Origin of the sequence: Lactococcus sp. S-13, assembly GCF_004210295.1 — a bacterium.
Classification (GTDB): domain Bacteria; phylum Bacillota; class Bacilli; order Lactobacillales; family Streptococcaceae; genus Lactococcus.
This window is the reverse complement of the sequence record NZ_SDAK01000001.1, coordinates 736,140-749,017: the sequence shown is the minus strand read 5'-3', so window position 1 is coordinate 749,017 and position 12,878 is coordinate 736,140. Positions and strand designations below refer to the sequence as shown.

7 protein-coding genes are annotated in these 12,878 nt (G+C 38.3%); all 7 read left to right on the top strand.

What is annotated here, in order from left to right; translation table 11 throughout:
- The first annotated feature begins 19 nt into the window (after positions 1 to 19).
- The 7 genes from EQJ87_RS03715 to cydC all read left to right on the top strand — a co-directional run bounded on the left by EQJ87_RS03715 (position 20) and on the right by cydC (position 12,692).
- A complete protein-coding gene (locus EQJ87_RS03715) occupies positions 20 to 2,419 on the top strand; it encodes a glycogen/starch/alpha-glucan phosphorylase (RefSeq protein ID WP_130123399.1) in 2,400 nt (799 codons plus the stop codon).
- A 194-nt stretch (positions 2,420 to 2,613) separates the two neighbouring features.
- The gene (locus EQJ87_RS03710; protein WP_130123398.1) at positions 2,614 to 4,416 is read left to right on the top strand and encodes a glycoside hydrolase family 13 protein; all 1,803 of its coding nucleotides are present in this window, start codon (positions 2,614 to 2,616) and stop codon (positions 4,414 to 4,416) included.
- A gap of 207 nt (positions 4,417 to 4,623) precedes the next feature.
- Complete coding sequence (locus EQJ87_RS03705) at positions 4,624 to 6,117, top strand: peptide MFS transporter (protein ID WP_130123397.1); 1,494 nt, start codon at positions 4,624 to 4,626, stop codon at positions 6,115 to 6,117.
- 278 nt (positions 6,118 to 6,395) lie between these two features.
- Positions 6,396 to 7,868: a cytochrome ubiquinol oxidase subunit I gene (locus EQJ87_RS03700; RefSeq protein WP_130123396.1), complete on the top strand. Its 1,473-nt coding sequence runs from the start codon at positions 6,396 to 6,398 to the stop codon at positions 7,866 to 7,868.
- Positions 7,868 to 8,863 carry a cytochrome d ubiquinol oxidase subunit II gene (gene cydB, locus EQJ87_RS03695; protein WP_130123395.1) on the top strand — a complete coding sequence of 332 codons (996 nt, stop codon included), beginning with the start codon at positions 7,868 to 7,870 and terminating at the stop codon, positions 8,861 to 8,863. Before EQJ87_RS03700 ends, cydB begins: the two co-directional genes overlap by 1 nt.
- 210 nt (positions 8,864 to 9,073) lie before the next feature.
- Positions 9,074 to 10,984, top strand: a complete 1,911-nt coding sequence (gene cydD / locus EQJ87_RS03690) for a thiol reductant ABC exporter subunit CydD (RefSeq protein ID WP_130123394.1) — start codon at positions 9,074 to 9,076, stop codon at positions 10,982 to 10,984.
- Positions 10,974 to 12,692, top strand: coding sequence for a thiol reductant ABC exporter subunit CydC (gene cydC / locus EQJ87_RS03685; protein WP_130123393.1), 1,719 nt, complete (start codon positions 10,974 to 10,976; stop codon positions 12,690 to 12,692). Before cydD ends, cydC begins: the two co-directional genes overlap by 11 nt.
- Positions 12,693 to 12,878 lie beyond the last annotated feature (186 nt).

Here is a 12,878-nt window from a genome sequence, read left to right as displayed (position 1 = left end):
TTTAACAAAGGAGTGATTATTGAAACTTTCTAAAAAACAATTTAAGCAAGATTTTGAAGAACGTTTAGCTTCAAAATTTGCCACAAATCTTACCAAAGCGGGGCATCAAGAAACTTATGCTACCTTGGCCTCTGTTGTAAAGCATTATTACTCAAGTATTTGGACGGCAGATAATCAATACCGGGACGAAGTGGGAAAAAAGCAAGCCTACTATTTCTCAATTGAATTTTTGCCTGGTAAATTACTCAAATCAAATTTATTGAATTTGGGAATTCTAGATACTGTACGAGATGGCTTAGCTGATTTAGGAATTGATCTTGATGAAGTAGCAAAAGTTGAGCCAGATATGGCAATAGGAAATGGAGGGCTCGGTCGCCTTGCTAGCTGTTTTATGGATTCTCTTGCTTCCACGGGTTTTCCAGCGAATGGAAACGGAATTCGTTATCGCTATGGTCTATTCAAACAAAAAATTATTGATGGCTACCAAGTAGAACTGCCAGATTCATGGTTGGATAACGGAAATCCTTGGGAGGTTCGGCGTGCAGATAAGGCGGTTGAAATTAATTTTGGCGGAGAAGTTTGGTTAGAAGATGATGGGAAAGGAAAACTTTTACCCCATTATAAAAATCAAGAACGGGTACTTGCAGTCCCTTACGACACTCCGATGATTGGTTTTGAAAATACAACCGTCAATAATATGTGTCTCTGGAGATCAGAAGTTCCGCAAGACCTTGATTTAAAATTTCAAAATTTGGATTATATGCGCCAAACTTCGATGTTATCTGCTGAACTTTACCCTGATGATTCAAATTATGACGGACGTTTGCTTCGTCTCAAACAAGAATATTTCTTTGTTTCAGCTGGTTTGCAAAGAATTTTACGTCATTATAAATTTACTCAGAAAAAAGATATTCGCCGAATTGGTGACTATATTGCGGTTCATATCAATGATACACATCCAGCTCTTTGTGTACCAGAGTTCATGCGACTCTTAATTGATGAATACGGTGTTGGTTGGAACAGAGCATGGGATACTACGGTGAAAGTGATGTCTTATACTAATCACACTATTTTGTCGGAAGCCTTGGAAAAATGGCCAGAGGACATGGTGAAAAACCTCTTGCCACGTCTTTATCAAATTATTGTTGAGATTGATCGTCGCCGAACAGCAGAACTGCTTCCGAAAGTTGGAGCAACACTTGTACACAATACTCGCATCATTAAAGATGGGCAAATCCATATGGCCAATTTGGCTATTATTGGCTCACATTCAACAAATGGAGTTGCTAAGCTACATTCTGACTTATTGAAAGATGTGGAACTTCATGATTTCTATGAAATTTATCCAGAACGTTTCAATAATAAGACCAACGGGATTGCGGATCGGCGTTGGATTCAAATTTCCAACGAGCGTCTTTCAGGGGTTCTTGATGAAACAATTGGTAAGACATGGCGGCATAATCTTAATGACTTATCTTTGCTCAAGCATTTTAAGGATGATGAAAAAATTCTGAAGCAATTGCAAATGGCCAAATATGATAATAAATTACGCTTGGCAGCCCTCATTCAAGAGCGAAATGGAATTACAGTTAATCCAGAGGCAATTTTTGATGTTCAGATAAAAAGACTCCATGCCTATAAACGGCAATTACTTAATGTTTTGCATATCCTGAAACTTTACTTTGATTTAAAAGATGAACCTGATCTGGATGTTGTGCCTCGTGTCTTTATCTTTGGTGCTAAGGCAGCACCAGGTTATCATTATGCTAAATCAATCATCAAATGTATCAACGAAATTGCGAATATGATTAATAATGATTCCGACATTGACGATAAGATTAAGGTTGTTTTCTTGGAAAACTATAATGTCAGTTTGGCAGAAATGATTATTCCAGCAGCAAATGTAGGAGAGCAAATTTCTCTGGCCTCTAAAGAAGCATCAGGAACATCAAATATGAAATTTATGCTCAACGGGGCTTTGACAATGGGGACACTTGATGGTGCGAATATTGAAATTTTTGAAGCAGCAGGTGAAGAAAATAATTTTGTGTTTGGACTGACCAAGGATGAAGTTTATGAGTATTATCGTAATGGAAACTATAATGCGCGTGATATCTATGAACAAAATCCGATTGTCTATCGTATTCTAAACTCCTTCATTGATGGGACTATTCCGAATATCAAGAGCGAAGGGCGAGAGATTTTTGATTCTTTAACAATCTACAATGATGAATACTTTGTTTTACGCGATTTCAATGATTATGTTCGTGCTCAAAAAGACTTAGAAAATCTTTACCGTAATCAAACAGCTTGGACAAAAGCAAGTCTCATGAATATTGCAAATGTGGGACGTTTCAGCTCTGACCGTACGGTTCGTGAATATGCTGATGATATTTGGTATATTAAAGCCAAAAAATAAGATACTCTGAGTACAGATAAGAACTGTCAGTAATTAGGAAACTCCTGTCAGGTTGTGACGGGAGTTTTTGCTTATATTTTTATCACAAAAGAGTAAAAAATATTCAGGAAACGCTTTCCTGTGTTGGAGTTTTATGTTAAAATAAAAATAATAAACGACAACTAATTGATTTGAAAATGAAATGAGAATGTGAAATGTATTACTATAATTCATGGGAGGCTGAGTGCAAAGAGCCTTTTGGAGCAATAAAGGTCGGACAGACGATGAAAGTGAACTTCAAGACAGACAAAGAAAAGGTTGAGGTGAAGTTCATTATTCGGCGTGATTTTGGGAAACGTTATGAATTTCCGATGCAAGAAGTTAAAGAGGGGGAGTTTAAGGTTGCGGTTCCCTTCGACGTTGGAAAAGGACTTTATTTTTACTATTTTGAGATTTTGGAACCATCAGATTGGGGAAAAATTAAGCAATTTTATGGTTGCTCAGGAATCGGAGGCGAAGGAGTCCTTTATTCTAATGAAAATGACGTTAAGCCTTACCAACTAACGGTTTTCTCTAAAGAAGATTTGGCTCCAGATTGGTATCGTGATGCGGTTTTTTATCAAATTTTTCCAGATCGCTTTTATAATGGAAATGACGATGGGAAAATCAGCAACCCAAAGCCTAATTCTTTTATTTACGGCTCTAATTCGGATACGCCGTTTTATGTTAAATATGAAAACGGAGATATTGCGCGCTGGGATTTTTTTGGTGGAAACTTACGAGGAATTAGCAAAAAAATTCCTTATTTGAAAGAGCTTGGTGTGACGGCTATCTACCTCAATCCAATTTTTTCGGGAACGAGTAATCATCGATATGATACAAATGATTATTTGGTAATTGATAGTATGCTTGGGGACGAGGCTGAGTTTAAAGTATTACTTGACAAATTGCATCAAGAAGGAATGCATTTGATATTGGATGGTGTTTTTTCCCATGTTGGAAAAAATTCCCGTTATTTTAATATCAATGGGGATTTTGGTGACAATGAAGGCGCAGCAAAAAATCCAAACTCACCTTATTTTGACTGGTTCAAATTTAATGATTATCCATACGACTATAAGTCATGGTGGGGAATTAAAGATTTGCCAGAAATTGACAAAGATAACGAGAGTTTTCGTCAATTTATCTATGGGGAGAAAGATTCTGTTTTAGCGAAATGGAATGATTTAGGGGTTGACGGCTGGAGGTTAGATGTTGCTGACGAACTTCCAGATGATTTTATTCAAGGGATTCGAGAAAATTTAGATACCTATTCTGAAAAAATGTTGATTGGTGAGATTTGGGAAGATGCATCCAATAAGATTTCCTACGGAGCTAGACGAAATTATATTCTTGGAGGAAGTTTGCAGGGCTGCATGAATTATCCATTTCGGGACATTATTATCCATTTTGTAAATAATCAGCGTTCGAGCCATGATGTGGCCTATCAATTGATGAATCTACGCGAAAATTATCCGAAAGCTATTTTTTATAATAATTTAAATAATTTGGGAACTCATGATACCGAACGGATTTTGACAATGGTCGGCGATGAAAATAACTCACTTGCAATCAGTATGATGTTTGTTTTACCCGGTGTTCCTTGTATTTATTATGGAGATGAGGCCGGTTTAGATGGGGGCAAAGATCCAGAAAATCGCAAATATTTTCCCTGGGGGGATATCTCCCAGGAATTCTATAATCTCTATCAGACTTGGAGCAAAAGGCGACAAGAAGAAGTGACACTACGTCATGGAGAATTTTCGGTATTTTTCACGGATAAAGTCTTAGGAATTTTACGTTATACAAGTGATGAAATTTTCATTTATGTAGTCAACTCCAGCAAAGAACAAGTAAATTTTGGAGAAGAGAAAATTACTTACTTACAAAAGCTAAGTTTTTTACATGATGTGAACGAAAAATTATCTGGGCTAACGATTTCTGGAAAATCAAGTTTGAACTTAAAAATAAAGTTTTAAAAACTTACACTTGTAAGTTTTTTTGTTATTTTTATATAATCCCGTCTCTAATAATGATGAATAATTTTATATATTTCTAATCAATAGTATAAGAAACTTTGAAAGTTTCTTATTTTATCGGTTTGTTTGGCGTTTTCAAAGAAATCTGTATAGATGAAATTGTTTGACAACTTGACAAGTTGTATATAAATCTTTATAATGTACTTTATGGAAAACTTAAACAAAACAGAAAAGACCTTTTTTGGTCAGCCACGTGGCTTACTCACACTTTTCCAGACAGAGTTCTGGGAACGTTTTTCTTACTATGGTATGCGTGCCATTTTGGTTTATTACCTTTATGCTTTAACTACAGCAGATAATGCTGGCTTGGGGCTTCCTAAAGCTCAAGCAATGGCAATTGTAAGTATTTATGGTGCTTTAGTTTATCTTTCAACAATTGTTGGGGGCTGGATTGCTGACCGTTTATTAGGGGCATCTCAAACAATTTTAATTGGTGGAATTTTAATTACTTTTGGGCACGTTGCTTTAGCGACACCATTTGGTTTGACTTCATTATTTGTGTCATTATTCTTAATTATTTTGGGTACAGGGATGCTCAAACCAAATATTTCAAATATGGTAGGTCACCTTTATTCTAAAGAAGATCCACGTCGTGACACAGGATTTAATATCTTTGTTGTCGGAATCAATATGGGTTCATTGATTGCACCATTGGTTGTTGGTACTGTTGGGCAAGGGATTAACTATCATCTTGGGTTCTCGCTTGCTGCGATTGGGATGATTGTTGCCCTCTTTGTTTACTGGTATGGACGAGTTCGTCATTTCCCAGAAATCGGACGCAAACCTTCTAATCCAATGAATGCGCGTGAGAAATTGCTATTTCTTATTGGTTTAATCGTTGTCGTTGTTGTCGCTTTTATTGGCTTCTTTATGCTTTATAAAGCTGACCCTAAAAATTTCATCAATAATTTCATCAATTTCTTATCTGTAGTTGGTATTGTTGTACCTATTATCTACTTCGTCATGATGTTTGCTTCAAAAAAAGTGGCATCTGATGAGCGTCGCAAACTGACGGCATACATTCCTTTGTTCTTGTCAGCAATTGTCTTTTGGGCAATTGAAGAACAAAGTTCAACAGTTATTGCCGTATGGGGCGAATCGCGGACTAATTTGAATCCAACTTGGTTTGGAATGACTTTCCATATCGATCCTTCTTGGTATCAATTGCTCAACCCGCTCTTCATCGTGCTTTTGTCACCAATCTTTGTTCGTTTGTGGAACAAATTGGGTGATCGCCAACCTTCAACAATTGTAAAATTTGGGATCGGCTTGGTTCTAACGGGGATTTCTTACTTGATTATGACCTTGCCAGGGCTCTTGAACGGAACATCTGGACGCGCGAGCGCTCTCTGGTTAGTTTTGATGTTTGCCGTACAAATGGCAGGTGAACTCTTAGTTTCACCGGTTGGTCTGTCTGTTTCGACAAAACTTGCGCCTGTTGCATTCCAGTCACAAATGATGGCAATGTGGTTCTTGGCGGATTCGACTTCACAAGCAATCAACGCACAAATTTCACCGTTTTTCAAAGCATCAACAGAAGTTAATTTCTTTGGTATTGTCGGTATTATTGGTATTGCAGTCGGAATTATCTTACTTTTGATCAAGAAACCAATCTTGAAATTGATGGGCGATGTTCGCTAATCATAATCATAAAAATGAAAATGAAATCTATCGCTACAGATAGGTTTTATTTTTTTTTAGAAAACAACAGACTGTTGTTTTTGTTAAATAAAATTGACAGTTAAATTGTCACTCACTTTACTTATATCGTGGTAAAATGGGAGTGTAATGAAATTTAATATTTTAAGTTATATTTTTTAATCTATTAAATAAATGGCATCATTTGAAATTCATTCAATAAAATTTATTTTATTCTTTGTTTGCTTCTAAAATGAAGGAGAGAAAATTTAGGAGGTATTATGCCTAGTATAGAATTTCTTGCGCGCTTTCAGTTCGCAATGACAACAATTTTCCACTTTTTCTTTGTACCACTTTCGGTAGGGATGGTTTTTATGACTGCGCTCATGGAAACTGTTTATGTCGTAACTGGTGATGAAAAATGGAAGAAACGCACTAAATTCTTTGGATCAATCATGCTTTTGTCCTTTGCGGTCGGAGTAGTAACAGGGATTATCCAAGAATTTCAATTTGGGATGAACTGGTCGGAGTATTCTCGCTATGTTGGTGATATTTTTGGGGCACCTTTAGCGGTTGAAGCTTTGCTTGCTTTCTTCCTTGAATCAACTTTCCTCGGAATTTGGATGTTTGGTTGGGATAAGTTGGGTAAAAAGTTGCACAATGCAACTTTATGGATTACTTTTGTGGGGACTTTTTTGTCTTCTCTATGGATTTTGGCGGCAAATTCGTGGATGCAAAATCCTGTTGGTTATGAGGTCAAGGGTGGTCGTGCCACTTTGACAAGTTTTTCAGCTTTGATTACGAATCCACAAACGATTTTGGAATTTAGCCACGTTACTACTGGCTTCCTATTAACGGGTGGCTTTATTACCGCTGGGATTGCTGCTTACCAACTTCTTAAAAATCGCGAAGTTGATATGTTTAAACCTGTTTTACGGTTAGGACTTTTGGTTGCTTTGATTGGCTCGCTCGGAAACTTTGTTGCTGGTGACCAACAAATGCTTGAAGTTCAACGGACACAACCGATGAAATTCGCAGCGACTGAAGGGGTTTATGAAACAACACCAAGTCCTGCTGCCTGGGATATGGTTGCTTTCTTCAATGAATCTGAACATACCGAGGTCTTTGGAATACGCATTCCTTATATGTTATCAATTTTGACTTATCATCGTCCAAGTGGTTCGGTTGAAGGGATGAATGAGATTAATGCTAAACTTCAAAAACAATTTCCAGAAGCTGCTAAAGAAGTGAATGGGAATTTCTTCCCACCTGTAACAGTACTCTTTTGGACTTTCCGGATTATGGCAGGCTTGTCAATGTTGATGATTTTGTTATCTGCTTTGGGCTTGTTTTGGACGCGGAAAAAACGTCCGATTCTTTATGAAAATCGCTTTGGTTTACAGGTTTATCGGTGGTTCTTATTTTCACCTTTCCTTGCGATTACGTCAGGTTGGTTGGTCACTGAGCTAGGACGTTATCCTTGGACAGTTTATGGATTGTTTACAATCAGAGATTCTGTCTCACCTAATGTTTCTGCGGGCTCTTTGCTTTTTTCAAATGCGGTTTATTTCCTCTTGTTCTGTTTCCTCGGTGGTGTCATGATTTATTTCACGATTCAACGTATGAAACAAGGTGTGGAAGGAGCAGAAACGGCTTATGTTTCGCTAGATCCTTTTAATCAGGAGGTTTTGGATACAAAACAAGAAGAAACTGAGAAATCAGTGGATGATGTGAAGAAAGGGGCTGAGGAATAATGACAGGTTTACAACTTTTTTGGTTTATTATTGTTGGTGTCCTTTTTAGTGGCTTCTTTTTCCTAGAAGGTTTCGACTATGGTGTCGGGATGAGCGCAATTACGATTGCCAAGGACAAACGTGAGATTGAACAAACAATTGGTTCTATTGGGCCAGTTTGGGATTTGAATGAAGTATGGTTATTGACGGCTGGTGGAGCGATGTTCGCCTCTTTTCCTTACTGGTATGCTTCGCTTTTTTCAGGCTTTTATCTAATTTTGTTCTTGATTTTGGTCGGTTTGATTTTGCGTGGTGTGACTTTTGAGTTTCGACATCATTCGCATTCGGAAAAAGGCAAGATGCTTTGGACACGAATTTTAGGTATTTCTAGCTTTGCCATTCCCTTTCTCTTTGGTTTGATGTTCACGAGCATGATCCAAGGCGTTCCAATGGATGCTAGAGGGAATGTTTCGGCGACTTTTACGTCTTATGTCAACTTATTGTCAGTTGTTGGTGGTGTTGCGGTCTTGCTTTTGGCATGGTTGCATGGACTAAACTATTTGGCATTGAAGACAGAGGGAGAGTTGCGAGAACGGGCAGCACGTACGGCGAATAAATTGTATTTTGTCCTTTATGCTGGTGAAGTGGTCTTTGCTGTTTTGTTAGCTATCTTTACGGATTTTCTGGAAAAACATTTTTGGGGAACTCTAATTTTGTTGGCTGCTATCGTTATTTTGACTGTATTTGCTCATCTTTCGGTGAGAGCAAAGAAAGAGATGTCAGCTTTTCTGGCTTCTGGTTTAACTTTTGTAGCTTTGGTTGCTTTGATTTTCCAAGGTATTTTCCCTCGAGTAATGATTGCGACAAATCCTGCGCATAGTATTTTAATTAAAAATGCTAGTTCGACAGGCTATACTTTGACGACAATGACGTGGATTACGTTGATTATCCTACCTTTTGTATTGATTTACATGGGGTGGACTTACTTTATTTTTAGAAAACGGATTAAAAAATAAGAAATGAAAATAACTGGTTAAGCCAGTTATTTTCAGATTGATTTTTAAATTGGTATAATGGAATAGATGTTATAACTCAGATATTTTTGGGTCTTTCTGGTCAGTGAAATTTTGCTGACCAAAATTTTTTTAAGGAGGAAACTGATTTTTTTATTTTATAAGTTACTGACGGATTTTTCGGTTGCTTATAAAACATCAGTAACTTAATTTATGATTGATAAATCTCTTTTTGATTTGCCTGGTGTCCGAAAAATGTTTCCAATTTTGGGGATTTTGGCGGTAATTCAGGCTATTGTGATTGCAGCTCAGGCTTTGTTTATGGCTACGACGATTACTCGTTTGTGGAATGGAGAAGCTTTTGGGCAAGTGATTTTATGGGTGTTGGGCTTTTTGGCTTGTTTTTTGAGCCGAGAGTTGATTAACTTTATTCGGTCAAAAGCTTTGGATAAATTGGCTTATGGTTTGGCTACGAAATTGCGTGGAGATATTTTAGAGAAATTTTTCCGCTTGGGGCCAACGCGTTTGACAGACTTAGGTTCTGGTTCGGCTGCGACCACGGTCATTACGGGCATTGATCAGGTTGAAGAATATATCAAGCTGGTTTTATCAAAAGTTTTGAACATGATGATTGTGCCGATGTTACTCTTGGTTCCCGTCTTTTTCCTTGATTGGCAAAGTGGGATTGTGTTAACTTTGACTTTTCCTTTTGCTATTCTTTTCATGATTTTGCTTGGTTTTGCGGCGCAAGGGCGGGCGGAGCGTCAGTACAAGACTTTCCAATATTTATCTAATCATTTTTTGGATTCTCTGCGCGGAATTTCAACCTTGAAATATTTCGGCTTATCAAAAGATTACGCAAAATCAATTTATCGGACGTCAGAAGAATTTCGTAAGGAAACCATGGGGGCTTTGCGCATTGCGATGTTATCAACGTTTGCGCTTGATTTTTTTGCGAGTTTGTCTGTGGCTGTTGTTGCTTTGTTTTTGGGTCTGCGCTTGATGAATGGTGAAATTTTACTATTTCCGGCGTTGGCTGCATTGATTATGGCCCCTGAGTATTTCTTACCTCTTCGTGATTTTGCAAGTGATTATCATGCAACTTTGAATGGTAAAAATTCGCTGGCTGCGGTCAATGAAATTTTGGCAACGGATGAAAATATTTCGACAGAATTGGAAAAAACACTGACGTGGACAGATCAGTCTCGTTTAGAACTTACAGAATTGACCAAAATCTATGATACAGGCAGAGGAATTGCTGACGTAAATTTACAAGTCACAGGCTTTCAAAAAATTGCCCTGGTCGGAAACTCAGGATCAGGAAAATCAACGTTGCTCTCTATGCTGGCGGGATTTTTGACGCCAACACAGGGAAAAATCAAATTGAATACGCAAGTCTTGAGCAGTTTGGCTGATGAAAAATATCGTCAATCTGTGCAATTTATTCCTCAAAAAACATATATTTTTGCTGGAACATTTCGGGAAAATTTGGCATTTTATGAGCCAGGAGCAAGCGATGAAGAAATTGAGCAAGCAGCTCATTTAGCTGGTTTGCAAGGCTTGCTTAAGGAAATTGGTTTGGACGGGCAAGTGGGCGCAGGTGGACGTACCATTTCAGGTGGACAAGCCCAGCGCTTGGCCTTGGCGCGCGCATTTTTGAGTAAAACGCGAAATATTTTGTTGCTTGATGAACCGACGGCTCATTTGGATATTGAGACAGAGTTAGAAATTAAAGCGAATATTTTACCCTTACTTGAAAATAAATTAGTCTTCATTGCCACCCATCGGCTACACTGGCTGTCATCAATGGACTTAGTCATCGTGCTCAAAGAGGGTGCTGTCGCAGGAATTGGAACACACGAAGAACTTTTGGCGACCAATATTTATTATCAAGAGTTGCTGACGCAAATGCGAGGCGTGGACGATGAAGAGATTTTGCTGACGAAACCGTCCAATCAAGACCAAAATGCTGACGAAAATCAAATCAGCTCCGTCAGCAAAAAAGTCACAGAAGAAACCACTGATAAAGCAACTCAAAAGTTCAGAGAAAATGCTGACGGATTTGAAAAGAGCTCTGGAAAAGATTTCGTCAGTAAAAAAGGAGGTCAAATCAATGAAATTTAGAAAAATATTATTTGGCAATGATTGGATCAGTCCTTTTCTGAAGAAATATCGTTCAGGTTTTGTTCTCGCCATCTTTCTTGGCACAGTAACCGTGGCGATGGCAGGACTTTTGATGTTCAGTTCTGGTTATGTCATTTCTAAATCAGCGACCAAACCAGAAAATATTTTGATGATTTACGTTCCTGTTCTTTTTGTTCGAATTTTTGGGATTGGTCGACCAGTCATGCATTATGTTGAACGGCTGACTTCGCACAATTGGATTTTGCGCATCACCAGTCTTTTACGCAAAAAACTCTATTTGCAACTGGAAAAAACCGCGATTAGTCTGGCAGAACGCTACCGCTTAGGCGATCTATTAGGCGTCCTCAACGAAGACATTGGCAACTTACAAGATTTATTCCTGCGTACTTTATTTCCAGTGCTGATTGCGGGAACTTTGTCGCTTGCCCTCGTTATTTCAAGTGGCTTTTTCTCACTCTGGCTGGCATTTGGATTGGCTATTTTCCTCGGTCTTTTGCTGGTCGTTTTACCCATAATTTCACTAAAATTTACCGTCAAATTAGACAAAGAACTCAAAACTTACCGCAACCAATTATTTTCTCATCTGACAGATGATATTTTGGGCTTGCAAGATTGGGTTTTATCTGGACGAAAGACAGACTTTCTCACAGCCTATCGTGGCCCTGAATTATCCGCCCGTAAAATCCAAGCCAAACTCTTGGCCTTTGGTCGCAGAAGAAACCTCTTTTTGCAAGTCCTCTATGGCGCATTGGTGATCTATCTGATGATTTGGTCATCTGGGGCCTTAAATACAGGAGATGCCCCAAATTATATTGCAGCAGTGAGTCTAGCTGCCTTCCCACTTTTTGACGCATTTTCCCCGCTTTCTGATGCCATCGTTGAGACTCAACGTTACGGCGACTCGGTCAACCGGCTCAATGCTCTCCCAGATCAAGATGAAGCAGTGCGAACCCAAGAAATTTCCGACACAGACTTGTCCATCAAAAATCTTTCCTTTGCCTTTGAAAAAGATCAAAAAATCTTTGACCAGTTCAATTTAGAAATAAAAACCGGCGAACACCTTGCTATTTTAGGACGTTCAGGTGTAGGAAAATCAACCTTAGCAGGACTGATCCGTGGTGATTTAATCGCCCAAGAAGGCAGTATCACTTTTGGAACGGTCGAACCCGCCAAAGCAACAAATGTAGAAGCAAAAATTGGTGTCATCAACCAATCACCCTATCTGTTTGCAACCACGTTGCGTTCCAATTTGACCCTAGCAAAGCTTCAAGCAACGGACGAAGAAATTTGGGCAGCTCTTGAGCTTGTAGGCCTGAAAAAAATGGTTGAAAGCTTACCACTAAAACTTTTGGAACCCGTTGATGAAGCAGGGGAACGATTTTCGGGTGGAGAGCGCCAACGCCTCGCCTTAGCCCGAATTTTGTTATCTGACGTCGATGTCGTAATCTTGGATGAGCCAACTGTATCACTCGACCCAATCACAGAAAATCAACTGCTCACGCTCTTTTTTGAGCGTCTTCACGATAAAACAATTATCTTTATCACTCACCATTTGTTAGGCGTTCACCAAATGGATCGTGTCCTTTTCCTAGAAAAAGGTAAGATAAAATTTGACGGAAAACCCGCAGTACTACTAGAATCAAACCCAGTTTTCAAACAGCTTTATCAGCTAGATTTGGGTAAATAATAAAATAAAAAATCAGTCTTAGGACTGTTTTTTTATTTTATTTAGTTTTACTGTTGACAAAACTAAATAAATAGCCTATAATCATTTTGTTAGATAAATTTCTTACAAACTAACTAAATATTTTACAATAAAGGAGAGCCAATGCTTAAAAAAATACGGCAAAAAATCCAGTTTCTCATTAGGCTA